General features: G+C 73.9%; 29 protein-coding genes and 1 pseudogene. 11 read left to right on the top strand and 19 right to left on the bottom strand.

The window, feature by feature from the left end; translation table 11 throughout:
* Positions 1-50: 50 nt before the first annotated feature.
* Together ACFY2K_RS29690 and ACFY2K_RS29685 are read right to left on the bottom strand one after the other, a co-directional pair.
* Positions 51-500, bottom strand: a complete 450-nt coding sequence (locus ACFY2K_RS29690; RefSeq protein ID WP_387715513.1) for a CAP domain-containing protein — start codon at positions 498-500, stop codon at positions 51-53.
* Positions 501-631: 131 nt separating this feature from the next.
* Positions 632-3,553, bottom strand: a complete 2,922-nt coding sequence (locus ACFY2K_RS29685; protein WP_380531016.1) for a BTAD domain-containing putative transcriptional regulator — start codon at positions 3,551-3,553, stop codon at positions 632-634.
* Positions 3,554-3,687: 134 nt separating this feature from the next.
* Here ACFY2K_RS29685 and ACFY2K_RS29680 point away from each other — a divergent pair, with 134 nt between their 5' ends.
* Entirely contained in the window at positions 3,688-5,136 is a 1,449-nt protein-coding gene (locus ACFY2K_RS29680; protein ID WP_380531014.1) for a BTAD domain-containing putative transcriptional regulator, read from the top strand.
* Between the two features lie 15 nt (positions 5,137-5,151).
* Here ACFY2K_RS29680 and ACFY2K_RS29675 read toward each other — a convergent pair whose 3' ends face one another.
* The 10 genes from ACFY2K_RS29675 to ACFY2K_RS29630 form a co-directional block, all read right to left on the bottom strand.
* Positions 5,152-5,649, bottom strand: coding sequence for a hypothetical protein (locus tag ACFY2K_RS29675; RefSeq protein WP_380638839.1), 498 nt, complete (start codon positions 5,647-5,649; stop codon positions 5,152-5,154).
* A 101-nt stretch (positions 5,650-5,750) separates the two neighbouring features.
* Positions 5,751-6,230: a hypothetical protein gene (locus tag ACFY2K_RS29670; RefSeq protein WP_380531009.1), complete on the bottom strand. Its 480-nt coding sequence runs from the start codon at positions 6,228-6,230 to the stop codon at positions 5,751-5,753.
* A gap of 139 nt (positions 6,231-6,369) precedes the next feature.
* A complete protein-coding gene (locus tag ACFY2K_RS29665; protein ID WP_380524109.1) occupies positions 6,370-6,528 on the bottom strand; it encodes a hypothetical protein in 159 nt (52 codons plus the stop codon).
* Positions 6,529-6,649: 121 nt separating this feature from the next.
* Positions 6,650-6,790 carry a hypothetical protein gene (locus tag ACFY2K_RS29660; protein ID WP_380524107.1) on the bottom strand — a complete coding sequence of 47 codons (141 nt, stop codon included), beginning with the start codon at positions 6,788-6,790 and terminating at the stop codon, positions 6,650-6,652.
* A gap of 93 nt (positions 6,791-6,883) precedes the next feature.
* Positions 6,884-8,014, bottom strand: a complete 1,131-nt coding sequence (locus ACFY2K_RS29655; RefSeq protein ID WP_380638837.1) for a methyltransferase domain-containing protein — start codon at positions 8,012-8,014, stop codon at positions 6,884-6,886.
* Positions 8,015-8,229: 215 nt separating this feature from the next.
* A complete protein-coding gene (locus tag ACFY2K_RS29650; RefSeq protein ID WP_380524102.1) occupies positions 8,230-9,078 on the bottom strand; it encodes a helix-turn-helix domain-containing protein in 849 nt (282 codons plus the stop codon).
* Positions 9,079-9,088: 10 nt separating this feature from the next.
* On the bottom strand, positions 9,089-9,607 hold the full coding sequence (locus ACFY2K_RS29645) for a DUF6879 family protein (protein ID WP_380524100.1): 519 nt from the start codon (positions 9,605-9,607) through the stop codon (positions 9,089-9,091).
* Positions 9,588-9,851, bottom strand: coding sequence for a hypothetical protein (locus tag ACFY2K_RS29640; protein ID WP_380524098.1), 264 nt, complete (start codon positions 9,849-9,851; stop codon positions 9,588-9,590). Before ACFY2K_RS29640 ends, ACFY2K_RS29645 begins: the two co-directional genes overlap by 20 nt.
* Before the next feature lie 135 nt (positions 9,852-9,986).
* On the bottom strand, positions 9,987-10,187 hold the full coding sequence (locus ACFY2K_RS29635; protein WP_380524096.1) for a DUF397 domain-containing protein: 201 nt from the start codon (positions 10,185-10,187) through the stop codon (positions 9,987-9,989).
* 10 nt (positions 10,188-10,197) lie between these two features.
* Positions 10,198-11,136 (bottom strand): helix-turn-helix domain-containing protein, encoded by a 939-nt coding sequence (locus ACFY2K_RS29630; RefSeq protein WP_387715505.1) that lies wholly within the window; start codon positions 11,134-11,136, stop codon positions 10,198-10,200.
* Positions 11,137-11,268: 132 nt separating this feature from the next.
* Between ACFY2K_RS29630 and ACFY2K_RS29625 the strand changes: the two genes are divergently transcribed.
* The 5 genes from ACFY2K_RS29625 to ACFY2K_RS29605 all read left to right on the top strand — a co-directional run bounded on the left by ACFY2K_RS29625 (position 11,269) and on the right by ACFY2K_RS29605 (position 13,740).
* Entirely contained in the window at positions 11,269-11,637 is a 369-nt protein-coding gene (locus tag ACFY2K_RS29625) for an ATP-binding protein (protein ID WP_380524092.1), read from the top strand.
* A gap of 14 nt (positions 11,638-11,651) precedes the next feature.
* Positions 11,652-11,885, top strand: a complete 234-nt coding sequence (locus tag ACFY2K_RS29620) for a hypothetical protein (protein ID WP_387715502.1) — start codon at positions 11,652-11,654, stop codon at positions 11,883-11,885.
* A complete protein-coding gene (locus tag ACFY2K_RS29615; protein ID WP_380524088.1) occupies positions 11,873-11,998 on the top strand; it encodes a hypothetical protein in 126 nt (41 codons plus the stop codon). Before ACFY2K_RS29620 ends, ACFY2K_RS29615 begins: the two co-directional genes overlap by 13 nt.
* A gap of 63 nt (positions 11,999-12,061) precedes the next feature.
* Positions 12,062-12,511, top strand: a complete 450-nt coding sequence (locus tag ACFY2K_RS29610; protein ID WP_387715499.1) for a hypothetical protein — start codon at positions 12,062-12,064, stop codon at positions 12,509-12,511.
* A gap of 113 nt (positions 12,512-12,624) precedes the next feature.
* Positions 12,625-13,740, top strand: coding sequence for an alpha/beta hydrolase (locus tag ACFY2K_RS29605; RefSeq protein ID WP_387715496.1), 1,116 nt, complete (start codon positions 12,625-12,627; stop codon positions 13,738-13,740).
* An 8-nt stretch (positions 13,741-13,748) separates the two neighbouring features.
* Here the strand turns inward: ACFY2K_RS29605 and ACFY2K_RS29600 are convergent, their stop codons facing one another.
* The 3 genes and pseudogenes from ACFY2K_RS29600 to ACFY2K_RS29590 all read right to left on the bottom strand — a co-directional run.
* Positions 13,749-14,465 (bottom strand): DsbA family oxidoreductase, encoded by a 717-nt coding sequence (locus ACFY2K_RS29600; protein ID WP_380638829.1) that lies wholly within the window; start codon positions 14,463-14,465, stop codon positions 13,749-13,751.
* A gap of 92 nt (positions 14,466-14,557) precedes the next feature.
* Positions 14,558-15,115 carry a GNAT family N-acetyltransferase gene (locus tag ACFY2K_RS29595; protein WP_387715493.1) on the bottom strand — a complete coding sequence of 186 codons (558 nt, stop codon included), beginning with the start codon at positions 15,113-15,115 and terminating at the stop codon, positions 14,558-14,560.
* A gap of 172 nt (positions 15,116-15,287) precedes the next feature.
* Positions 15,288-15,734 (bottom strand): annotated as a pseudogene (locus ACFY2K_RS29590) (MerR family transcriptional regulator); the annotation flags it as partial.
* Positions 15,735-15,802: 68 nt separating this feature from the next.
* Here ACFY2K_RS29590 and ACFY2K_RS29585 point away from each other — a divergent pair.
* Positions 15,803-16,783 (top strand): oxidoreductase, encoded by a 981-nt coding sequence (locus tag ACFY2K_RS29585; protein WP_387715490.1) that lies wholly within the window; start codon positions 15,803-15,805, stop codon positions 16,781-16,783.
* Between the two features lie 62 nt (positions 16,784-16,845).
* Here the strand turns inward: ACFY2K_RS29585 and ACFY2K_RS29580 are convergent, their stop codons facing one another.
* Both ACFY2K_RS29580 and ACFY2K_RS29575 read right to left on the bottom strand, forming a co-directional pair.
* The gene (locus tag ACFY2K_RS29580) at positions 16,846-17,334 is read right to left on the bottom strand and encodes a hypothetical protein (protein ID WP_375889041.1); all 489 of its coding nucleotides are present in this window, start codon (positions 17,332-17,334) and stop codon (positions 16,846-16,848) included.
* 150 nt (positions 17,335-17,484) lie between these two features.
* The gene (locus ACFY2K_RS29575; protein ID WP_380524077.1) at positions 17,485-18,201 is read right to left on the bottom strand and encodes a chitinase; all 717 of its coding nucleotides are present in this window, start codon (positions 18,199-18,201) and stop codon (positions 17,485-17,487) included.
* 276 nt (positions 18,202-18,477) lie between these two features.
* On the opposite strand from ACFY2K_RS29575, the gene ACFY2K_RS29570 reads away from it, so the two are divergent.
* Positions 18,478-20,508, top strand: a complete 2,031-nt coding sequence (locus ACFY2K_RS29570; protein ID WP_380594941.1) for a hypothetical protein — start codon at positions 18,478-18,480, stop codon at positions 20,506-20,508.
* A 21-nt stretch (positions 20,509-20,529) separates the two neighbouring features.
* Here the strand turns inward: ACFY2K_RS29570 and ACFY2K_RS29565 are convergent, their stop codons facing one another.
* On the bottom strand, positions 20,530-20,721 hold the full coding sequence (locus ACFY2K_RS29565) for a DUF6011 domain-containing protein (RefSeq protein WP_375889049.1): 192 nt from the start codon (positions 20,719-20,721) through the stop codon (positions 20,530-20,532).
* Between the two features lie 43 nt (positions 20,722-20,764).
* Between ACFY2K_RS29565 and ACFY2K_RS29560 the strand changes: the two genes are divergently transcribed.
* Complete coding sequence (locus tag ACFY2K_RS29560) at positions 20,765-21,577, top strand: TetR/AcrR family transcriptional regulator C-terminal domain-containing protein (RefSeq protein WP_387715485.1); 813 nt, start codon at positions 20,765-20,767, stop codon at positions 21,575-21,577.
* Here ACFY2K_RS29560 and ACFY2K_RS29555 read toward each other — a convergent pair.
* On the bottom strand, positions 21,564-21,983 hold the full coding sequence (locus ACFY2K_RS29555) for a winged helix-turn-helix transcriptional regulator (RefSeq protein ID WP_375889053.1): 420 nt from the start codon (positions 21,981-21,983) through the stop codon (positions 21,564-21,566). The two genes, ACFY2K_RS29560 and ACFY2K_RS29555, sit on opposite strands and share 14 nt — an antisense overlap.
* Positions 21,984-22,093: 110 nt before the next feature.
* On the opposite strand from ACFY2K_RS29555, the gene ACFY2K_RS29550 reads away from it, so the two are divergent.
* On the top strand, positions 22,094-22,981 hold the full coding sequence (locus ACFY2K_RS29550) for an SDR family oxidoreductase (RefSeq protein ID WP_380524072.1): 888 nt from the start codon (positions 22,094-22,096) through the stop codon (positions 22,979-22,981).
* A 202-nt stretch (positions 22,982-23,183) separates the two neighbouring features.
* Positions 23,184-24,173, top strand: a 990-nt coding sequence (gene rarD, locus ACFY2K_RS29545; protein WP_387715480.1) for an EamA family transporter RarD, incomplete at its 3' end; no start/stop codon positions are given.

Raw genomic sequence — 24,173 nt, 5'->3', positions numbered from 1 at the left:
GGGTGGGGTGCGGTGGGTGTTACTGCGTCACTGCGGTGTGCGGTCGGCCGTCAGACCTGGCCGAGGGTCAGCACGTAGCGGCCCGGGGCGCCGGAGCGGCCGGGGGCGAAGCCGGTGCCGAGGTGGTCGAAGCGCGGGTCGAGCACGGCGTCGCGGTGCCGGGGGCTGTTCATCCACAGCTGGACGGCCCGGGGCACGCTGTCGGCCGGGGCGATGAGCTCGGCGGCGAAGCGGAACGCGAAGCCGGCCGCCCGGATCCGGTGCCAGGGCGTGCTGCCGTCGGTGCCGTCCTGCTGGAGGAGGTCGTGCGCGGCGAGGTCGGCGGCGTGGCGCTGGGCGGCGGCGTCCAGCCGTCCGTCCGGGGTGAGCGGCCGGACGCCGGCGTGGACCCGCCGGAAGTTGACGGAGGTCAGCAGCTCGGTGCGGAAGTCGACGCCCGGTCCGGTCGGGTCGGCTGCCGCGGGGGTCAGGACCCGGCCGTCGTGCACGAGCGTGGTCATGGGTCGCGCCTCTCCTCGGGGTGTCGCCCCGGGGCGGCGGGTGCCGCGGTCCGGGGCCGGATGAGGAGTACGGTCCCGGACCGCGGTAGACAGGCGGTCAACGCGCGTAGCGGGCGATCACCCGGGGCCGGTCACCCCAACTCGGCCAGGACGGCGCTGACCTGGGCCGCGTCCTCGTCGAGGCCGAGCCGCCGGTAGCCGTCCAGGGCGTCGGTGAGGCAGGCCCGGGCCTGGCGCGGGCGGCCGAGGCCGGTGAGGGCGGTGCCGAGGGTGCGCAGCAGTCCGGCCTCCAGGGCGGGGCTGGTGCGGCGGGCCTGCGGCAGGGCGGCCTCGGCGACGTCGGCGGCGAGCAGCCAGCGCTGGGCCTCGCCGTGGATCCGGGCGGCGAGCTCCCCGGCGGCGGCCTCGAACACGGTGACCTGGAGGGCGGCGAACTCGTCCCGGGCGCCGAGCGCGTGGGTGAGGGCGCCCGGGCCGTCCCCGCACAGCCGCAGCACCCGGGCCAGGTAGTAGCGGCCGGTGGCGGCGGAGACCGGTCCGGCGGCGGTCATCAGCCGGGCGCCGCGTTCGGCGGCCTCCCGGGCCTCGGCGAGGCGTCCGGTCTGGGCGGCGTTGAAGGCGAACTCGCCGAGGGCGCTGCCTTCGGCGCGTTCGGCGCCGAGGCGGTGGAAGAGTTCGGCGGCGCGGCCGGCGTGTTCGGCGGCCTCGGCGTGGCGGCCGTGGACGCGGGCGTTGCCGCCGAGGTTGACCAGGGCCTTGGCGAGGACCCGTTCGGTCTCGGGCGTGGTGCAGAGGTCGACGGCGCGGTGCAGCTCCGCCGCCGATTCGGCGTAGTGGTTGAGGTGCCAGAGCATGGCGCCGCGCAGGTAGCGGGCGAGGGCGAGCGGGCCGTGTTCACCGCGGGCCCCGGCCTCGTCGGCGAGGCGTCCGGCGAGGTCGACGATGATGCCGGTCTGGGTGCGTTCGGCGAGCACGGCGCCCATCCGGTCGGCGAGTTCGGCGGCGCGGTCGAGCGGCCGGGAGGGGTCGGCGCAGCTGAGCGCGATGGCGGCGGCGTGCACCTCCGCCTGCTCGCGCATCCAGCGCACGGCCTCCTGGCCGTCGGCGATGGGCACGCCGGGGGAGGCCACGGGGGCGCGGAGCAGGCTGAGTTCGGCGTCCTCGGCCTTGCGGGCGGCCCGGTCGGCGTTGCGGGCGGCGGCGAGGCAGAAGTCGGTGAGCCGGTCGGCGGCGGCGGTGTGCTCGGCGGTCGGTTCCTCGGCGGCGAGCCGGCCGCGGGCGTAGTCGCGGACGAGGTCGTGGAAGCCGTAGCGGCCGAAGCGGGGGGAGTGGAGCAGGTTGAGGTCGACGAGGGTCTCCAGCAGCCGGTCGGCCTCGTCCTCGGTGCGGCCGAGCAGTGCGGCGGCGCAGGACAGCGGGAGGTCGGGGGCGTCGGGCAGGGAGAGCAGCCGGAAGGCGCGGGCGAGTTCCGGGTCGAGGCGGTGGTAGGAGAGGGCGAAGGTGGCCTCGACGGTCCGCTCGCCGTCGCTGAGTTCGGCCAGCCGGTGCTCCTGGCGCAGTCCTTCGGCGAGGCCGGCCAGGGTGAGCGCGGGGTCGGTGGCGATCCGGGAGGCCGCGATCCGGACGGCGAGCGGCAGCAGGCCGCAGGCCCGGACGACGTCCTCGGCGGCCGCCGGTTCGGCGGCGACGCGGTCGGCGCCGACGATCCGGGTGAGCAGTTCCAGCGCCTCGGCGGGCGGCAGGGTGTCCAGGCGCAGGTGGTGGGCGCCGGAGAGGCCGGTGAGCCGCCGTCGGCTGGTGATCAGGACGGCGCAGCCGGCCGCGCCGGGCAGCAGCGGTTCGACGTGGTCGAGGGTGGCGGCGTTGTCGAGGACGACGAGGACGCGCCGCCCGGCGAGGGCCGAGCGGTAGAGGGCGCTGCGTTCGCCGGTGTCGTCGGGGATCCCGCCGGGGGCGACGCCGAGGGCGCGCAGGAAGCCGGCCAGCACGGTGCCCGGGTCGGGCGGGGTGCGGTCGGCGCCGCGCAGGTCGGCGAAGAGCTGGCCGTCGGGGAAGCGGGCGCGGACCTGCCGGGCGGTGTGCACGGCGAGGGTGGTCTTGCCGACGCCGCCCATGCCGTCCAGGGCGGAGACCACGACGGCCCGTCCGCCGGCCCCGGCCAGCCGGTCGGTGAGGGCGTCCAGTTCCTCGGTGCGGCCGGTGAAGTCGGGCAGTCCGGAGGGCAGCTGGTCGGGCGCCTGCCAGGGCTCGGCGGCGGGTTCGGGGTCGGCGCCGGCGGCCCGGGCGGGCAGCAGGGTGGTGTCCTCGCGCAGGATGCGCAGCTGGAGTTCGGCGGCGGCCCGGTCGTGCGGGGGCAGGGCGGGGCGGGCGTCCTCGTAGACGGCGAGCGCCTCGGCCTTACGCCCGGCCTGGTAGAGGGCGCGCATCAGGACGGCGGTGAGCCGGGGCCGGCCGGGGTGTTCGAGGGCGAGCGCGGTGGCCTCGGCGGTGAGGTCGGTGCGGTCGCCGAGGTCGGCGTCCAGTTCGAGCTGGGTCTCCTTGGCCGAGATGCGCTGTTCGGCGAGGTGGGCCCGGAGCGCTTCGGCGTGCGGTCCGGGGAGCCCGGCGAGGGCTTCGCCGGCCCACAGCCGCTGGGCGCGGCGCAGCACTTCCCGGACGTCCTGCCCGGGCGCGTCCGCCCGGCGCAGGTGCTCGGCCTCGGCGAGCAGGGCCTGCCACTGCTGGGTGTCGGTGGGGGCGGTGCGCAGGGCGTAGCCGTCGCCGACGCGGTGCAGCGGCAGCTGGTCCGGGTCGCCGGCGGTGTGCGGCCTGAACGCGGCGCGCAGCCGGGAGACGGCCAGCTGGACGGCCTTGCGCGGGTCGGACGGCGGGGTGCCGCCCCACACGCCCTCGACCAGCACCGAGGTCGCGACCGTCCGCCCGGCGGCGCCGATCAGCACGGCGAGCAAGGCGCGCTGCTGCGGGCGGCCGAGCTCCACCTCTTCCGTCCCGTACCAGGCCCGTAGCGGGCCGAGCAGCGCGAAGCGCAGTCCGGTCCCCCCGATCTCCACCATGTCGTCCCGTTTCGTGAGTCGTCGCGTGCCGGGTTCTCGCCACTTCCGTCCGGACGGCGGCGCCCCCATGTCCCGGCTTCTATGCTCTGTTCACAGATTGTGCCCTGGACGTCGGAATTCCGAGAGGGTGGGGAGTGGAGCTCGATTTCCGCGTACTGGGGCCGTTGCGCGCCCGGTGCGAGGGCCGTGAGGCCGACCTCGGCAGGCCGCAGCAGCGTGCGGTGCTGGCGGCGCTGCTGCTCGCCCCGGGGGAGTTGGTGGCGACGGACCGGCTGGTCGAGGGCGTGTGGGGCGAGGACGACGCGCACTGGCCGAAGGATCCGGTGGGCCAGATCGGCACCCACGCGCACCGGTTGCGGCGGGCCCTGGACGCGCCCGGGCTGCTGGTCGCGGCGGCCGGCGGGTACCGGTTGTCGGTGCCGCGCGCCTCGGTGGACCTGTTCCGGTACGAGGCCGCGGTGGCCGAGGCCGTCGCGTTGCGTCACCGGGAGCCGCTGCGGGCCCGGGAGTTGCTGGTCGGGGCGCTCGACGCCTGGGAGGGGCCGCGGGCGCTGGAGGGCGTACCCGGTCCGCTCGCCGAGCGGGCCCGGGAGCGGCTCGCGGCCGGGCGGCTGGCGGCGCTCAAGGTGCGCTACGACCTGGACCTCGCGCTCGGCGGGCACGAGGAGGCACCGGCGGCGCTGGAGCCGCTGGGCGAACTCGCGCGGGCGTACCCGCTGGACGAGGAGGTGCACCGGCTGCACCTGCTGGCGCTGCACCGCTGCGGCCGTTCCGAGCGGGCGCTGGCGGCGTACGAGGAGCTGCGGGAGCGGCTGGACCGGGAGCTGGGCCTCGAACCGGGGGCCGCGGTGGCGGAGCTGGCCGAGCGGGTCCGGGGCGGGGAGCCGGTGGTGGCGGTGGCCGCGGTGCGGGCACTGCCCCGGCCGTGCCAGCTGCCGCCGGACATTCCCGACCTGGTCGGCCGGGCGGGGTTGGTGGGGGAGGCGGAGCGGGCGCTGCGCGCGCTCGCGGCCGGCGCCTCGCCGGTGGTGGGGCTGTCGGGGCCGTCCGGCAGCGGGGCCTCGGCGCTGGCGGTGCACGTCGCGCACACGGTGCAGGACGCCTTCCCGGACGGGCAGTTGTACGCGGCCGGCGGGGAGGCCGGTGCGGTGCTGGCCGGCTTCCTGCGCGCCCTGGGGGAGCGGCCCGGCGACGGCGCGCAGGTCGCGCAGCTGCGGGTCCGGTACCACGAACTGCTCGCCGGACGGCGGGTGCTGGTGGTGCTGGACGGGGTGGCCGACCCCGGGCCGCTGCTCCCGGAGGTGCCGGGCTGCGCCGTGGTGGTGGCGGGCGCCGAGCCCGGGGCGCTGCCCGGCTGCGCCGTGCGGCTCGCGGTGGGACCGCTGGAGCCGCACGACGCCTACGAGCTGCTGGCCCGGATCGTGGGCGCGGAGCGGATCCGCCGCGAGCCGGACGCGGTGGCGGGGCTGGCCGCGGCCTGCGGGTACCTGCCGGTCCTGCTGCGGACGGCGGCGACCCGGTTGGCGGCCCGCCCGCAGTGGTCGGTGGCCGACCTGGTGCGGTGGTTCGCGGGGCGGGGGTGAGCCCGCCCCGCGGTCTCAGTACAGGTCGGAGGAGAGGGCGACGGTGTTGGAGTCGGGGCCGTTGCTGCTGCGGGGGATGATGCCGCCGTTCCAGTGGACGCCGGAGCGGCCGGCGTCGAAGACCATCAGCTTGGCGTGCGGGTGGCCGGCCGTGCCGAGGGACCAGCAGACGCCGCCGTTGGCGGCGTAGACCACGAGGTTGCCGTCGGACTGCATGACGGCCTTGTAGCCGCAGCCGACGGTGCCGCTCGCGAAGGCGACCTTGCTGAACTGCCCGCTGCCGTCCTTCTGGTAGACGACGAAGTTGCCGTCGGGCTGCATGATCACGCGGGCGGTCATCGAGTCGACGTGCCAGCCCGGGTAGAGCGGCTCGTCGTCGTAGATCGCGGTGTAGCCGTTGCCCGTTTCGAGCGCCGCCTGGGCGGTGCCGGTGGCGGTCATCGTCCCGGCCAGGGCGAGGGCGGTGGTCGCGCCGGCCATCGCCAGGTGCCGGAGGGTCTTCGTCGTCTTCATGTCCCCGTGTGTCTCTTCCAGTTGCTCCGCGCCCCGTGTTCCCCCGGGGGCGCCGTGTCGAAGGTGGTTCGCGGGGCGGGGGTGGGCCCGCCCCGGCGGTCTCAGTACAGGTCGGAGCTGCGCAGGGTCGCCCAGTCGAGGCTGTGGCCGGGCGGGTTGGTGAAGGAGATCGCGAGGCCGCCCTTGTTGGCGACCACCAGGGTGGCCTTGCCGGCGGGGTTGGGCTTGAAGGTGCCGCTGGCCCAGCAGACCTTGGCGTTGGCGCCGTAGACGACGAAGTTGCCGTCGTCCTGCATGATCGCCTTGAGGCCGCAGCCGAGGGTGCCGGGGGCGACCCACGCCACGGTGGGGTAGGCCGTGTTGGTGTTCTTGTAGAGGACCAGGTTGCCGTCGCCCTGCATGATCAGGCTGGTGTCGTCGCTGGAGAGGCGGTTGCCCTGGTAGAGCACCCCGGGCTCGTCCATGCCCACCATGGGGTCGGCGTGCGCGGCCCCCGCCGACACCACCGTCCCGGCCAGCGCCAGCACACCGACGGTGGCGGTCATGGCCATGTGCCTCAGCGTCTTCTTCGTCTTCTGCATGTCCCCGTGTGCCCCTTCTCCGTGCTCCGCGCCCCGTGTTCCCCCGGGGGCGCCGTGTCGAAGAGGATCATGGCGCACGGCGGTAGACAAGCGATGAACGCCCGCCCGCCGGTGACGGCGGGCGGGCGCGGCCGCGCGGCTAGCCGTTCAGGTACGGGCAGGTGCCCGTCAGGATCTGCCACTGGGTGCAGAAGCCCGTCCCCCCGTCCCGGGGCGACGCGGCGGCAGCGGCGGCGGGCACGGCCAGCGCCCCGAGCAGGGCGCACACACTGAGGACGAGAGTGGCGATACGGCGCACGGAGGTGCCTTCCCACGAAGCGGCTGGACGGCCCCGGCCTACCCGCCGCAGTGCCCCGCACGCACGGTGTCGCCCGTGTGAGTGACGAACCCAGGCCGCCGCCCGCTCTGGGTCAGCGGTCTCAGTACAGGTCGGAGCTGCGCAGCCGCACCCACGCCAGGCTGTGGGTGGGCGGGCTGGTGAAGGAGATCGCGAGGCCGCCCTTGTCCTTCGCGCCCCGTGATCCCCCGGGGGCGCCGTGTAGAAGAGGATCATGGCGCACGGCGGCAGGTAAGCGATCAACGCGCCCGCCCGTCGGACTCCGACGGGCGGGCGGTGCGCTGGTCGAGGCGTCCAGTCGGGCTGCGGCCCGGGGTCAGCGCAGGGTGCTGCCGGGGTTGTCCAGCCACACGTGCTGGTCACCGCGGGCCGTGACGGTCAGGCCGAAGCGGGTCAGTTCCGGTCTGCCGTCCGCCAGCCAGGCGCGGCGGGCGGCCACCACTTCGTCCCACAGTCGGCGGGGCCCGCTCTGGTGGACGGCGTCGGCTCCGTGCCAGTCGTTGAAACGCACGGTCGCCCAGGACCCTGATTCGTCCGAGAGCCGGAAGCGGTGGGTGCCGGCCGGGTCGGCCGCCTGCCAGGTGTGCAGGGTCCGGACGCCCGGCACCCGCAGCCCGACGGCGAACGCCGCGTGGACGTTCTCCTCGGCCAGGTCGGGGTCCATGGGGGACGGGCCCCGGCGGGCCGGAGGCAGGTCCGGGCTCGTGACCGTGTGGGGTCGCTGGGCCCGCATCCACATGAACGACACGTCGCCCACGAATCGCCCGTGCGAGTCCCGCCCCCGCTCGCCGACTTCCAGCCGCAGCAGCCCGGCGTTGGCGTACGGGGTGCCCCAGGGGGTCACGACGACCCCGCCGGGGCGGGTCTGCTCGATCCACGCGAGCGGCACCCGCTGAACGGCCGCCGTCGAGTGGATCCGGTCGAAGGGGCCACCGGCGGGGTGGCCGAGCAGACCGTCGCCGACGACCTGGCAGGGCTTCAACCCGAATGCCGCCAGGTGCTTCCCGGCGGTGGCGGCCACCACCGGGTCGACCTCGACCGTCGTGACGGCCCGGTCGCCGAGCCGGTGGCACAGCAGGGCGCTGGTCCAACCGGTGCCGGTGCCGACGTCGAGCACCGTGTCTCCGTCCGCTACGTCCAGGTGATGGAGCATGGACGCGACCAGGCGCGGCATGGATCCCGACGACGTGGCGACACCGGGTCCGTCCGCCCGTCCGTCGTCGAGCTGGGTGACGACCTGCCGGCCGGAGTTGACCTCGGTCCACCACCCGACCGGATCGGCGCCCTTGTCGACCAGGCGGTATCCGTTGGAGGCATCGCCGTCCTCGACCCAGATGCGGTCGGGCACGAAGGCAGAGCGCGGGGCGTGCTCGAAGGCGCCCCGCCACTCCTCGTCCAGCTCGCCGGCCTCCGCGAGACCGGCGAGCAACTGCGCGTACTCGTCCATCGGTTCGGGCTCACTTCTTAGGCGGGTCGGTGACGGGCTTGGTCCACTGGCCGTCCGACTCCTTCGGGGACTGCTTCTTGTCCCCGGACCCGCCGCCCTTGCCATCGCCGTGCTTGCCCATGTCGGCCACTCCCTCGGAGGTGCTGGAATCGATGGCAATACGCTAGGAGGGCGGGCGAGTTGGGATCCACGGGATTCTGCGGGATTGCACGACGTCACCCGATTGCAGCAATCGCGGCCGTGATCAGCGCACGAGCCTTCGAACCGTGGACCGCCATGCCCGCCAGTGCGGTGAACGTGTCGGCGTACATGGTCACTTCGCCGGGCTGGGTCAGCGTGAGGTGCCCGGAGACCAGCTCCACGTTCACCTGGGTCGCGTCGAAGATCCAGAACCCTTCCACGGGCATCCTCGTGCGGTGCATCCGGGTGGGGACGATTCCCACGCTGACATTCGGCAGAGTGCTCGCTGCCATCAGCTGCTCAAGCTGCTCCGCCTGGGTGTCGGCGTCACCGAGCCCGTTGCGCAGCACGGACTCCTCGATGAGGAAGGCGAAGCGACGCTGTCCCTCGCGGAGCACCTGTTGCCGTTCCATCCGGACCGCCACGGCAGCGGCCACGTCGTCGACCGGGACCCGCCTGAGCTGGACGGCGCGCAACACGTCCTCGGTGTACCGGCGCGTCTGGAGGAGCCCGGGAACGAGCCATGACGAATAGGCCCGGAACCGGTGCGTTCGCTCGAAGAGCGGCAGAACGGCCTCCTGTGCCCTCCGCAGGCCCGCCCGCTCCATGCGGCGCCACTCCACCCACATGCCTTCGACGGTCCGCAGCGAGGCCACCAGGTCCGCCGCCTCGTCCTCCCTGCCGCAGGCGCGGCACCACGCGCGCAGGTCGTCAGCGGACGGCGAGGTTCTGGCACTGGAGATCCGGGACACCTTGGACGGATGCCAACCGCACAGCGCCGCAAGCTGCTTGCCGTCCAGCCCGGCGTCCTGGCGCATCTCCCGAAGGCGATCCGCGAGGACCTTGCGGGCGGCTTGGACGTGAGACGATCCGGAATCGGGCATGGGGGTCAGGTCAGGTCAGCTCGTAGTCCTCGTGCGGCGTGGCCCGTTCCCAGACGGTCTCGAAGGCGGAGCCGACCAGTTGAACGGTGGCCCGGTCCGTCCGCCACTCCCGGTCGACGACCTCACCGGCGCCGGAGAAGTACGTGAACAGCACGGCTGATCCGTCGAACATCCAGAGGTCTGTTCCCGGCAGCGCGATGTCGGCAGCCCTCCGCCGGGGCAGCCAGCGGACCAGTTCGCCCGCGGCGATGTTGGCGAACGTGAGGTCATGCTCGTACCGGATGTAGTCCGTCACCGGCTCCGAGACGATGCGGGCCCGCCGCATGACCACGCCCCGCCCGGTCGTCTCGGCCGCGAGGTCGGCCCAGGAGCCCCACCAGCCGGGCAGCTTGGAGGGATCGCTGTCGTACCGGTGGCCGGCGCGCCAGCGGGCGAACTCCGGGTCGTCGGGCGTGTAGCTGTCGCGCATCTCCAGATGCACGGCGGAGCGCTGCGCCTTGGCCAAGCCCTCACGTACGGGGTACTTCACCGGTTCCGTCCTCCAGTCGCGGAATGAACTGCCGCATCACGGCGGGGAGCCGGACGATCGTCTCGTGATCAGGGACGCCCGTGCCGTGGCCGGGGATCGATCCGATCTCCTGGCACGCCTTCACTTCTTCCGCCGTGGCCTTGTAGGACTGGATCAGCAGGTCGCCGCTGTCCTCGTCCAGCCAGATCGTCGGCGAGTCGTCGACGGGGGTGTTCGGGATGATCCCCAGGAAACGCAGCCTCATGACCTCTCCCTGTATCGGGCCGGTCGCACTCAGTTGCACGACTATCGCCCCGGGCAGTCGATGAGCGCAAGAACCGCTGGTACGAACCCCGCCCGCTCGTTGGGGGCCAACGAGCGGGCGGGGGCGGGCGGTGGTTCAGGCGAGGTGGTCGAACTCGCCGGCCTTGGCCCCGAGGAGGAAGGCCCGGAGCGCGGCGGCCGAGGTGGTCAGGATGGAGAAGGGCTCGTCAGACTCGCGAAGGTGGCGGACGTCCTCAGCTCCGGCTGCGAGTTCAACGCAGCTGCCGCCTTCGTTCGAGCCGCTGAACGATGACTTTTGCCAACGGAGTTCGGACATCGGAAGCCTTTCAACTTTGCAGCAAGTAGAGAAGATGTCGAATGAGTCCCCACGAGTCGCGCGAGGAAAGCGTGTTGAGCGACTGGTCGACTGGAGGTAGAGCCAGCTCACTCAGCTGGTTGAAGGTCCTCCGGTAGGTCTCGATCGAATGCTGGTCGCCAAGATACTCGGTGTGGCTTGGGTGATCCACGACGACAGTGGAGAGGTCCGACGATCCGGGATCGACGAGCACAAATTGGCTGGTGTAGGGCGGCTTCTGTGTGGCAGTGAAGGGCAGGACCTGAATGCTGACGTTCGGAAGCTCTGAAATCTCCAGCAGATGAACGAGCTGTTCCCGCATGGCTGCATCGCCCGGGAATCGCATTCGCAACGCTGTCTCGTGGATGACAAATCGAAACTGGCGCAGTGGCAAGTCTGCGAGAATATGCTGCCGCTGCCTCCTGAAGTCGATTTCCGCCGCGACGTCCAACTCGCGCTGCTGGCTGGCATCCTTGTAGATCGCCTCGATGTAGGCGGGTACCTGGAGAAGCCCAGGGATGAAGAACGTCTCGAAGTTGTCGAGCCTGGCGGCGCTGTGTTCCGTCTCGGCCAGGTCGAGTAGCAGGGTTGGCACGCGGTCCGCGAAGTCGGTCCACCAGCCCTTCCCTGTGCTCCGGCCCATCTCCGCGAGCTTCGCACGGTAGGTCGAGTCCGCACATCCGTACGCGTCGAGCCAGATCTTGAGACGTTCGGAGTTGAGCGTGATCCGACCGGCCTCGGTGTGGCTCACCGCCGGGCCCTTCATCCCTACAAGCGCGCCCGCCTCCGGCGCGGACAACCCTGCTGCCGTGCGCAGGCGCTGCAACTCCTCGCCGAAGCGTCGTTGCCGCTGGCTGATCGGTCCCTTGTATGCCACTACCGGCCCCTCCTCGTCGGTGCAGTTTTCCGCATGGGTCGAGCTGCTCGCCACCGCGATCTCACCGCAGCATATGCAGCGTTGCTTGTTCGATTGCAGAGATGGCAACGGCTCCCCTACTCTCAGTGTTGCACCGGTCACATGACGGAACGTCAGTGACTCCCCTCCTCTCCCCAGGGGTTACTCATGTGTGCCTTCGTTCCCCCCGACTGCTCCGCCGCCCGCAGCGAGCTCTCCTCCCTCCTCTCCAGCGCCGGGTGGCCGCCCTCCCGCATCTCGGACGCCGAACTCGCCTTCCACGAGCTCTTCGTCAACGCCTGGGAGCACGCGGGCAGCCCCGCGCCGCTCTGCACCTTCTCCCTCTCGCCCCGCCGCCTCCGGGTGCAGGTGTGCGACGACAGCCCCCTGCTCCCGCCGCCGCCCGACCTCCCCGCCGACCCGCTCGCCCTTTCCGGGCGGGGGCTCCACCTGGTTCGCGCGCTCACCCACCGGTTCGGCGCCGATTCCCGCAAGCACGGCAAGGTCGTCTGGTTCGAACTGGAGCCCCTGGCATGAACCACCGTCGCCCCATGCAGCCCACCGATCCCCGGATCCGGGCCTACAGCGACGAGCACATCCGTACGCTCCTGGCCGAACTCCACGAGCGCGGCCGCAAGTTCGCTCTGGTCTTCCCGTCCGCGACCACCGACAAGACCCTCGACGGCCGCGTCCTCGTCCGCTTCAACACGGCCCCGGCGTCGACTCTCCTCAACCTGCTCACCCTGCTCCTCGACGCCGACCGCGAGCGCCCGTGCGGTTCCTGATCGCCGCCGCCTTCGCCGTCCTCCTCGCCCTGGCGCTGGCCACCGTCGCCCTGGGCGTGATCACCGCACTCAACGTTGCAAGACCCGACGAAGAGGAGTCCGGGGAGGTCTGACCTGAACCTCTACCGCCTCCTCTCTGCCGCCCAGCGCATCGCCGGTGTGGAACTCTGAGTCGCATGGACGAGGTTGCGAGCCGCCTGCGCGGCGCCTGGGAGTGGTGGCACGCCGCCATCGAGGACTCCCAAGAAGGCCACTGGATCCGCACCGACTTCGAGCGGGAGGTCGTGGACGACATCGCCGCCGTGACCGTCGGCGGCCCGGTGCCGTCCGGTGAACTGCCATGGCGCGGCCGGCTGGCCCGGATAGCCATGTGGGGCTCGGCCGTCCGGCTCGCGGCAAAGGCCGGGGGTTGGGAGCTGACGTCCGTCGTCGGGGTGGACCCGCCCCGGCCCGCGGGCATGGCCGAACTGCTCTCCGCCCTCTATGCCGTGGGGGAGCTGGGCGAGCTCTGGCTGATCCGCCTCAAGGAGGAGGGTCCGCCGTCGCCGGTCCTCGCGGCGAGGGCGGAGGCCTTCCTCTTCGGGCCGGGCTCCGCCGAGGACCTCCGCCAGTTCTTCTACGACTGATTGATTCCCCGGGAGCTCCCAGCGCGGGAAGTCGGCCCCGCCGACTTCCGGCGCGTGAATTCCCTGCCGCCTCAGCTGCAACCGAACACCCGTTTCCACCCGTTTCAGCAGGTGTGAAGCTCACCGGCACTCCGTTCTTCGTCCTCGCGCTGCTCCTCCTCCCGCTCTCCGTGGGCCTGCTGATGTACCTGTGGAACCGGGTGCGCGGCCCGCAGGCCCTGCGGTTCGGGTCGCGGCTGCTGATGGTGGTCTTCGCTCAGGTCACGGCGGTGACGCTGGTGTTCGTGCTGGTGAACAACGACAACCAGCTGTACGGAAGTTGGGACGACCTGCTCGGCACCGGCAACCACGTGCGCGCCGTGCCCGTGCCGCTCCCGGCGGACGCCACGGCGGCCGCGAACGCGCCCGACCAGCCCAAGGTGGTGCAGCAGTTCGGGCCGGTGGACGACAACGCCGTGCCGAAGGACGTGAAGACGACCCAGCTCAAGGGCCGGGTGTCCGGGGTGGATGGCGAGGTGCTGGTCTGGACGCCGCCGCAGTACGACGACCCGGCGTACAAGGACAAGAAGTTCCCGGTGGTCGAGCTGCTCGCGGGCTTCCCCGGCTCCTCCAGCGCCTGGTTCGGCAGCATGAACGTCTCCAAGCAGCTGGTGCCGCTGATGAAGTCGGGGCAGATCGCGCCGTTCATCCTGGTCTCGCCGCGGGTGGTGCTGCTCGGCAGCCACGTGGACACCGGCTGCGCGGACGTGCCGGGCAAGGTCAACGCCGAGACCTGGCTGGCGCGCGACGTGCCGCAGATGGTGCTGGACAACTTCCGCGCCGAGCCCGGCCCCGAGCGCTGGGGGGTGGCCGGCTATTCGGCGGGTGCGCACTGTGCCGTCCGGCTCGCGCTGGGGCACCCGAACCGCTTCCACGCGGGTGTCAGCATGTCCGGCTACAACGACCCGATGGGCGAGAACGACTCGCTGACCGCCAAGGACGGGCACCTGCGCGAGGTCTCCAACCCGGTCTACCTGCTCCAGCACGCGCAGACGCCGCCCAACGTGGCCCTGTACATGACCGGGAAGAAGGGCGACGGCCTGGAGGACGCCCAGGCGCTCCAGAAGAACGCCAAGGCGCCGACCACCGTCACCCCGGTGGAGGTCAACGGCCCGCACCTGACCTCCACCTGGCAGCCGCTGGTGCCGTCGGTGTTCACCTGGCTCACCCAGACCATCGGGAAGAGCTGAGCGGGGTGTTACCGCTGCGGCAGCTCGCAGCCGTCCGGCCCGCAGGCCTCGGCGTCGCCGGACGCGCCGACCTGGACCAGCGGAGCCGGCACCCGGCTCTCCCAGGCCTGCTCCAGCGCCATGGTGAAGGTCTCGGCGGGCTGGGCGCCGGACACCCCGAGCCGCCGGTCGAGGACGAAGAACGGCACGCCCGTGGCCCCCATGGCGCTCGCCGTCGCCTCGTCCTCGCGCACCGCCTCGGCGTAGGCCTCCGGGTCGGCCAGCACCGCGGCCGCCGCCCCGCCGTCCAGCCCGGCCCCGACGGCCAGCTCGACCAGCCGCCCGGGGTCGAAGGCGGAGCGCTCCTCGGCGAAGTTGGCCCGGTACAGCGCGTCCAGCAGTTCGGCCTGCCGGCCGTGCTCGGCGGCGAAGTGCAGCAGCCGGTGCATGTCGAAGGAGTTCGCGGCGTCCCGGCCCTCGTCCAGGTACGGCAGGCCCTCGCCGCGCGCGTTCTCGGCGATCCGGGCCTCGGCGGCCTCGGCCTGCTCCAGGCTCAGCCCGTACTTGGCGGCGAGCAGCGGGATGAGCGGGCGGGCCGCGCTCGGCGCGTCGGGGTCCAGCTCGAAGGAGCGGTGGACGACCTCCACCTCCTCGCGGTGCGGGAACGCCGCCAGGGCCCGTTCGAACCGGGCCTTGCCGATGTAGCACCACGGGCAGTTGATGTCGCTCCAGATCTCCACGCGCACGGCGCCGCACTCCTTTCGTCGCGCAGGGCTGTCCCGCGTCGATACCCGGGGGAACGTGCTCCTGGACCTGAATATTTCTCGTTCTGAAATATTCAGGTCCGGGGGTCGGCGAGCGCCCGCTCGTAGCGGCTCATCCACAGGACCGGGACGTCCTCCCGCCGCTGCCCCGGCAGGCCGAGCCACCGGGCGTCGCCGCGGTGGGTGAAGCCGCGGCGCTCGTAGTAGTCGCGCAGCGAGCGGTTGTGGGAGACGCAGTCCAGGCGCAGCGCGGCCGCGCCGCGCTCGCGGGCGCGGTCCTCGGCCCAGGCGAGGATCACCCCGCCCAGGCCGCGGGCCGACCGGCGGACGGCGAGCCGGTGCACGTAGCCGGCCGTGCCGCCGACGTCCGCCCACAGTTCGTCGGCCCAGTCCAGGGTGACCGTTCCGGCGGTCTTGTCGCCGACGTCCACCAGCCAGGTCTCGCCGCGTTCGATCGCCGCGGCCACCCAGGTGGGCGGGAAGCGGTCCGGCCACTGGCGGATGCCGCGCCCGCCCAGCCAGCCGGCCGCCTCGTCCAGCACCTCCAGCACCTCGCCGGTGTCGGCCGGGGTGGTGGGCCGGAACGACACCCGGTCGCCGGCCCACTCGATCGGAGCGTTCGTCGTTGCCACAGTCCTACCGTCCTGCCGTTTCGGGTGCGAAGGCCGATGCGGGATCCCCCGCCGTCCAGCGTTCCGGCTCCGCCGGTTCTTCCGGCGCCTCCGGCGGCCCCGGGGTTCCCGGTGCCTCTGGGGCTCCCAGCGGCCCCGGGGCTCCGGGTGCGGGCGGGCGGCCCGGGCGGACGGTCGGGTCCCAGAGGCCGGTGGCCTCGCCGCGCGCCAGGTGCTCGGCGTAGACGGCGGTCTTCCAGGCGATCACCGAGCGGCACTCCTCCAACACCCGGATCCGCTCGTCGACGCGCCGCTGGTGGGCGTCGAGCAGGCGCAGCCGCTCGGCCTCGTTGCCCGGGCCCCGGCGCACCAGCTCGGCGAAGTGCCGCAGCTCGGCGAGCGGCATGCCGGACTCGCGCAGCTTGACGCAGATCCGCAGCCACTCCACGTCGAAGGCGCTGTAGCGCCGGCGGCCGCCCGCGCTGCGCCGGACCGGCTCGACCAGCAGGCGCTCGCGCTCGTAGAAGCGCAGGGCGTCCACGCTGAGCCCGGTCCGCTCCGCCACCTCGCCGATGCCCAGCACCGCCCCGCCGTCCCCGGCCCCGGCCCCGTCGCCGCTCCCGCCCCCGTCATCCGCCATGCCGCCCAGCCTAGTTCGGAGGCGACGGACTTGAACTGGACCGCACTCCAGCTCCTACCGTCCTCGCCATGACCACCGATGACCAGCAGCCGCTCGGCTCGCCCTTCTCCGCCACCAGCACCGCCGAGGCCGTCACGGCCGGCCTCGACCTCTCCGGCCGGACCGCCGTCGTGACCGGCGGCGCCTCCGGCCTCGGCCTGGAGACCGTACGGGCCCTGAGCGCGGCCGGAGCCCGGGTGATCGTCCCGGCCCGCCGGCCGGAGCACGCCCGCGACGCGCTGCGCCACCTCGACGGCTGCGAGGTCGTGCCGGCGGACCTCACCGACCTCGACAGCGTGCGCGCCGCCGCCGAGCTGATCGCCGGGGCCGCCCGGCACGTCGACCTGCTGTTCGCCGTCGCCGGGGTGATGGCCACCCCGGAGCGGCGCGTCGGGCCGGGCTGGGAGGGTCAGTTGGCCGCCAACCACCTCGGGCACTTCGCGCTCGCCCGCGCGCTCCACCCGTTGCTCGCGGCGCGCGGGGCCCGGGTGGTCGTCAACAGCTCGGCCGGGCACGCCCTGACCGACATCCGCTGGCACGACCCGCACTTCCACGACGGGTACGACAAGTGGCTCGCGTACGGCCAGTCCAAGACCGCCAACGTGCTGTTCGCCGCGCACCTCGACGTGCTCGGGCGGGCGGACGGCGTCCGGGCCTTCGCGCTGCACCCCGGCAAGATCATCACCGGCCTCCAGCGGGAGCTGACGCTCCGGGAGCAGGTCGAGCGCGGCTGGGTGGACGAGCGGGGCGCGGTCGTCGGGGCGGACTTCAAGTCCCCCTCCCAGGGCGCCGCCACCGGCCTGTGGGCGGCGACCTCCCCCCTCCTCGACGGCCGGGGCGGGCTCTACCTGGAGGACTGCGAGGTCGCCCGCGTCGCCGCCCCCGGGGAGGCGATGGACGACGGCGGCGTCCGCGCGTACGCCCTCGACCCCGGTTCGGCGGCCCGCCTCTGGGACGTCTCCCTCGCCGCGACCGGAGCCGCCCCGATCACCCGTGGTCGAGCCCGCTGAGCCCGTCGAGCCTGCTGAGCTGTTGAGCCCGCCGAGCCCGGCCGAACACGCCGAGGCGCCCGCTACAGGCAGACCCAGCAGTACAGCCGTTCGCCCGCCGCCCGCGCCCGGCGGGCGAGGGCGATCAGCTCCCCGGCCGGCGGGAGCAGATCCGTCGGATCCGCCCCGCCCCACTCCTCCGCCTCGGCCCACTGCCGGACGGCCTCCGGTATCCGGTCGTCGCGGACCTCGGCGAGCGCGTCCCGGGCGGCGTCACCGAGCTCGAACGCCCACGGGCCGGTCGCCCACGGGTCGTCCTCGTCCCAGGGCCCGTCCGGGCCGGGTTGCGGAGCGGTCGGCCAGATCGGCGTGTCCTCCACCAGGTCGACCCGCCACGGCTGCGCCAGGATCGCCGCGACGAGCTGCCCCAGCACGACGCCCGGGTCGATCCGCTTGGCCTCGACCACGTCGAAGTCCGGTCGGACGGCGGCCAACGAGCCGTCGGCCGCCGCCAACGCCCGCACCACCGTCTCCGCGTCAGGTGCGCGGAAGTAGTCCGTCAGCACGCCCATCCAGGCCGCCCCCTCGTCTCGTTGCCTGGGGGCAGTCCAGCAGACGCCACTGACACCGTTCACTCGATCGGCTGACGCGCGGAACGGGAAGTCGGCCGGGTCGACTTCCCGTTCCACGGACGGGCCCGTCGGGCCGTCGGGCGGCGCGGGTCAGCAGGAGATGTTGCCGCCGCCGACGCTGGTGCCGAGCACGCCGACGAACTGCTTGAACAGGTTGATCCGGTCGTTGCGCTCGTCCGGGTTCTTGCCGTTGCACTCCAGGTCGCCGTTGATGCTGCGGATGGTCTCGCCGAAGCCCCGGTTGTTGACGATCGCGTCGTGCGGGGTCACGGTGCCGGCGCCCTTCTGGGTGTCCCAGAACCAGAGGCCGGTCTTCCAGGCGACGGCCGGGTCCTTCTCGACCTTGTACGGGTCGTGCAGCAGGTCGATGCCCAGGGCGTCGCCCGCGGCCTTGTAGTTGAAGTTCCAGCTGATCTGCAGCGGCCCGCGCCCGTAGTAGGCGGACTTCCCGGCCGGACAGCCGTAGGGCTGGCTGGTGTCGCAGTAGTGGCTGTAGTTGGCGGTGTTCTGCTCGACGACGTAGCGCAGCCCGCCGGTCTCGTGGCTGACGTTGGCCAGGAAGGCGGCGGCCTCGCGCTTGCGGGTGGCGTCGTCGCCGCTGGTGGCGAACTTCGGGTAGGCGCCCAGGGCGTCGGTGAGGCCCTTGTACGTGTAGAAGGAGTTCCGGTTCGGGAACATCTTGTTGAACTGGGCCTCGCTGACCACGAAGGACGCCGCGGAGGCCGGTGTGGCGACCGGTCCGGTCAGGGCGAGGGTGCTCAGCACGGCGGCTGCGGCGAGTGCGGAGAGGGTGCGGGAGAGCTTCATCGTTCCTCGTCAGGCTCGTCAGGGATGGGGTGCGCAAGGTGCTTCGCTCTCGAAGCACCGGAGCCATCGTGCTGGCCGCCAACCCCTACCTGAGCCCTTCTCAGGTCTAAACCACTCGTAAGGGTCGCATCAGAAGGGTCGTCACGGGCGGGGCAGTTGTCCGCCGCGCCCGTCGCGGGGTGATCATCGGCCAGTCATACGCACCGGATAACCTCGTCCGCGCACGAGGACCGAGGAACCAGCGAACACCGCGCGACCGCGACCGGGGGACAGGGCATGGCGCACACCGACGACGACGGCGACGAACGGCTGGCGGCCGAGGGCGAGGTGGCCGTCGCCCGGCTGGCGATCGACTCCGGCGACCTCGACCACGCCGCCGAGCACCTCGCCGACGCCATCCTCGCCGACCCCCAGCTGCCCGAACTGCACGAGGCCCTGGCCGAGTTGTGCGCCGCCACCGGCGGCCCGGCCGCGGCCCGCGAGCTGTTCCCGCTGGACGGCGAGGTCTACCTGGGCACGGTCGTCTGCCGCGCCCACGTGGAGGCCGCCGCCGGGGACTGGGACACCGCCGTCGGCCTGCTCGCCTCGGCGATCCAGTACGAGCCGGCCCGCCCCTGGGCCCACACCGCGTGGCTCGCCCGCGAGGACCTGCCCACCCTGGTCGACCCGGACGCCGTCGCCCAGGCGGTGGCCCGCGCCGCCGGAGCGCTGCCGGACCCGCTGCCCACCGAACTCGCCGACGCGGTCAGGCCCTTCGAGCGCTTCCTGCGGGCCGTGGTGGACCGCCACCCCGACCACCCGCTGCTGCTGGCGATGGCCTCCGGCCTGACCCGCCGCTTCGGCGCCACCACCCGCGCCGTCGAACTCGCCGAGCGGGCCCACCGGCTGGCCCCCGACTACCTGCCCGCCGTGATGCTCGGCAACGCCCTGCGCGCCGACGGCCGCCCCGAGCACGCGCTCGCCGTCTGGGAGGCCGAACTGGCCCGGGTCGCACCGGCCGAGGGCAACTCCAGCGGCTACCTCGCCGTGGACGTCGCCGAGCTGTACGGCTCCCTCGGCCGACCCGCCGAGGGCATGCCCTGGCTGGAGCGCGTCCTCGCCGCCGAACCCGGGCACCCCAAGGCCGGCCCCGCCCTGTACGGCCTGCGGCACGCCGTCGACGGCGAGGCGGTCCACCTGCTCGCCCTCGCCGACCACCACCGGGACCACCCCGACCACGCGTACGCCCAGGACCTGCTGGAGCGGCTCAGCCACCGGGAGTCCTGGCTCGGGATGGTCACCGGCACCACCGAGGCGACCGTCAACGTGCTGCACCAGGTGCTCGGTTCGTCCGGCGCCGGACGCGACACCGAGGTCGACTGCACCGCCTCCGCCGTCGAGCCGCCCAGCTCGGTGCTGGCCGTGCACCTCGCCCTGCCGCGCTCCACGGTGTCCTACCGCTCCGTCGGCGAGCCCGACCCCCGGCTGCCGCTGACCGAGCCCACCACACGGATCTGGGCCTGGGACGGCACCGACCCGCGCCCGGCCGTCGCCGCGCCCGCCCCGGCGAGCGCCGACCTCGTGCGCGCCACCGCCGAGATCGTCTGGCCGACCGTCCCCGCCGCCTACGACCACGCCGTCCGGCTGGCCGGGCTCCCGCTGGACGAGCTGCTCGGCGTCCTGGTCCACCCGCCGCTGCCGCGCGAGGACGACCTCGGCCGCGCGCTGCTCGCCCACCAGCCCGAGCTGTGGGTGCGCGCCGTCCAGGCCTTCGCCTGCCTCGGCATCGCCCACCACCGCACCGACCAGCCCTGGGAGGGCTCCGAACGCCGCCGGGTGCTGCGCGACCTGCTGCTCGGCCCGGAGGACTGGGTGGTCGAGGCGGCCGGGTTCGCCCTGGTCGCGATCGGCTGGACCCACCCCGCCGCCCGCGCCGACGTCGCCGCACTGCTGCGGCAGCGGCTGCACTACAGCGCCCGGGCGAGCCGCAGCCGGGTGGTGACGATCCTGCGCTCGTACTGCGCCCTGGTGCTGGCCGCGCCGTGGGTGGAGCGGTCCGACCGCGAGCTCGCCCGGCGACTGCTGGCGGCGGCCGAGGCCCAGGACGCCCGGGACGGCGAGGACGGCGAGGACGCCCGGGACGGCGACGACGGCCGGGACGGCGGCGACAGCGCGGCCGCCGAGGACGCGAAGGGGGCCGAGGAACCCGGGGGCGCCGACGCGCCCGGCCCGGCGGCGCCCGAACCCCCGCAGCGGCGGCGACAGCGACCGGCCGAGCCGGGCCGGGCCCGCCCCGGCCTGCTCCGCCGCCTCTTCGGCCGACCGTAGGGCCCGTCCTCGAACCCCGCCCTACACGCCCGGCAGGGTCTCCTGGTCCACCTCGAACCGGGCGACCCGCTCCGCCGGGTCCCGGCACTCCGGCCCCAGCCGGAGCATCCGCGACTCCGGGTCGTGCAGCGGCCGGTGGCAGCGCCGACAGGTGACCCGGGGGCGGAGGACCTGGGCGGTGTCCGTGCCGGGAAGCGGCTCAGTGCTGGTCATGGGGGAGACGGTAACCGCCGCCTCCCGTGGGAGGATCCTCCGCATGGCCACCGACCGCAGCAGCGCCGACCGCAGCGGCGCCGACCGCAGCAGCGCCGACCGCAGCGGCGCCGGAGACCCGGCGCGCACCCTCGCCCTGCTCTGGGGGCTCACCGCCGAGGAGAAGCCGGGCCGCCGCGGCCCCCGGCAGGCCCGGTCGACCGGCGAGATCGCCGCCGCCGCCGTCGCCCTGGCCGACGCCGAGGGCGTGGAGGCCGTCACCATGCGCCGGGTCGCCCAGGAGCTGGGGCTGTCCCCGATGGCCCTCTACACCTACGTGCCGGGCAAGGCCGAGCTGCTCGACCTGATGCTCGACACCGTCTACGCCGCGGTGCCCCGCAGCGCCCCGGCGGACGCGGGCTGGCGGGCCCGGGCCACCGCCGTCGCGGACGACAACCGGGCGCTGTTCCGCGCCCACCCGTGGGTCGCCGCCGTCTCCACCAGCCGCCCGCCGCTGGGCCCCGGCCTGATGGCCAAGTACGAGTACGAGCTGCGCGCCCTGGAGGGCACCGGCCTGCCCGACGTCGAGCTGGACGCCGCGCTGACCCACCTGCTCGGCTTCGTCCAGACCTGCGCCCGGATGGCCGCCGACGAGCGGGCCGCCCAGCAGGACAGCGCGATGACCGACGCCCAGTGGTGGCAGGCCAACGCCGAGCTGCTGGCCCGGGTCTTCGACCCCGAGCGCCACCCGGTGGCCGCCCGGGTCGGCGCCGCGGCGGGCGAGGCGCACGGCGGCGCGTACGACCCGGACCACGCGTACGCCTTCGGCCTGGCCCGGGTGCTGGACGGGCTGGAGGCCCTGATCAGGGAGCGGTAGCCCGCCCGTCGTACTCCTCGCGCGCCGCGACCACGGCGCCCACCCGCTGCTCCGACCAGTGGGCGAGCGCCGCGACCAGCTCCGCCGCCTCCCGGCCGAGCGGGGTGAGGCTGTAGTCGACCCTGGGCGGGATCACCGCGTGCGCCTCGCGCAGCACGAAGCCGTCCCGCTCCAGCGTCTGGAGGGTCTGGGCGAGCATCTTCTCGCTGACCCCCGAGACCTGCCGCCGCAGTTCGCTGAACCGGTAGCCGCGCTCGCGCAGCGCGCCGAGGACGAGCACGCCCCAGCGGCTGGTGACGTGCTCCAGCACGCCCCGGGACGGGCACATCCGGTCGAAGACGTTCGCCGGGGGCGGCACCGCGTCGACCGGTGCCCCGCCCACCATGCGCAGGGTGCTTACCTTCATGTCAGTACCCTACTTCGAAGTGCGTACTTTCGAAAGGTTAGTGCCAGCCCTAGGGTGAGTGTCGAGGCCAGAGGCCATTCGAGGTCGGACACCATCCAGAGGAGCACCCCATGTACGTCGTCACCGGAGCCACCGGCCAGCTCGGCCGCCTCGTCGTCGAGGGCCTGCTGGCCCGGGTCCCCGCGGGCGAGGTGGCGGTCGCCGTCCGCTCCGCCGGGAAGGCGGCCGACCTGGCCGCGCGCGGGGTCGACGTCCGGGTGGTCGACTACGACCGGCCGGAGAGCCTGGCCGGCGCCTTCGCCGCCGGGGACCGGGTGCTGCTGATCTCGGGCAGCGAGGTCGGCCGCCGGATCCCGCAGCACCGGGCCGTGGTCGAGGCCGCGCGGGCCGCCGGGGTCGCCCTGCTCGCCTACACCAGCATCCCGGCCGCGGCCACCTTCCGGCTGGCCGACGAGCACCGGGCCACCGAGGAGCTGGTCCTCGCCTCCGGCCTGCCGTACGCCTTCCTGCGCAACGGCTGGTACACCGAGAACTACCTGGGCGACGCGGCCGGCACGGTCGAGCGCGGCGTGGTGCTCGGCAGTGCCGGGGACGGCCGGGTGGCCACCGCCCCGCGCCGGGACTACGCCGACGCGGCGGTCGCGGTGCTGCTGGGCGACGGCGCGGGTGGCGGCGAGGGCGAGGGCGCCCGGGGCCGGGTGTACGAGCTGAGCGGCGACACCGCCTGGAGCCTGCCCGAGCTGGCCGCCGAGCTGGCGCAGGCCTCCGGCAAGCCGGTCGCGCACCGCGACGTCACCCCGGCCGAGCACCTGGAGGTCCTGGTCGGCGCGGGCCTGCCGCAGGGCTTCGCCGAGGCGCTGGTCGACGTGGACGCGGGCATCGCGCGCGGCGAGCTGGCCGGCACCCCGGGCGACCTGGCCCGGCTGATCGGCCGCCCGACCGCCCCGCTGGCGCAGTCCGTCCGCGAGGCGCTGGCCGCCCGGTCGACCGGCGCCTGACACCGGCGCCTGACACGGGCGCCCGAAGGGCCCCTGACCGGCGCGGACACGGCGCCGCCGCCGGAGTCCGACCGGCACGGACGCCGGAGCCGTCCAGCATGCAAGCAATGTCATGACCAAAATCCGGAAACGGAGATGACAGTCCGCCCTCCCGCCCGCTACCGTCGCATCGATATTCGCGCGCGCGGGAGGGCACTCGGCCATGCCACAGACGACCCAGCAGGACAGCGGCCGAGGCCTCTGGTACGGCACGGCGGCCTACGGGATCTGGGGGATCTTCCCCCTGTTCTGGCCGCTGCTGGAGCCCGGCGCCGCCGACGACATCCTGGCCAACCGGATGGTCTGGTCGCTGGTCGCGGTGGTGCTGATGCTGGTCGCCCAGCGGCACTGGAGCTGGATACGCCCGCTGCTGCGCCAGCCCCGTCGGCTCGCCATGCTGGCCGGCGCGGCCACCGTGATCTCCGTCAACTGGGGCGTCTACATCTGGGCCGTCAACAACGGCCACGTGGTGGAGACCAGCCTCGGCTACTTCATCAACCCCCTGGTCACCATCGGCTTCGGCGTCCTGGTGCTCAAGGAACGGCTGCGCACGGTGCAGTGGACGGCCGTCGGCATCGGCGCCGCCGCCGTCGCGGTGCTCACCGCCGCCTACGGGCAGCTGCCCTGGGTCGCGCTCACCCTGGCGCTCTCCTTCGCCACCTACGGCCTGGTGAAGAAGCAGGTCGGGCTGAGCGGGCTGGAGAGCCTGGCCGCGGAGAGCGCCTTCATGTTCCCCTTCGCCCTCGGCTACCTCGTCTACCTGGAGGTCAGCGGGCGCGGCACCTTCGGGCACACGGTGGCCGGCTCGTACGGCTGGGGGCACTCCGCGCTGCTGGTGGTCAGCGGGGTGATCACCGCGATCCCGCTGCTGTTCTTCGGCGCGGCCGCCGTCCGGGTGCCGCTGACGGTGCTCGGCCTGCTGCAGTACCTGGCGCCGGTGTTCCAGTTCCTGATCGGCGTCGCGGTCTTCCACGAGTCGATGCCGCCCGCGCGCTGGGCCGGCTTCGCCCTGGTGTGGGCCGCCCTCGCGCTGCTCACCTGGGACGCGCTGCGCCAGGTGCGGGCGGACCGCGCGGGGCGGGGGGGGGGCCCGGCCCCCCCCCCCCCCCCCGGCGCGGCCGCCCGCCCCCCCCCCCCCCCGCGGCCCCCGGGG

The organism is Kitasatospora sp. NPDC001309, from assembly GCF_042896295.1.
Lineage (GTDB): Bacteria > Actinomycetota > Actinomycetes > Streptomycetales > Streptomycetaceae > Kitasatospora.
The sequence above is the reverse complement of the archived record's forward strand: the minus strand, read 5'-3'. Positions and strand labels throughout refer to the sequence as shown.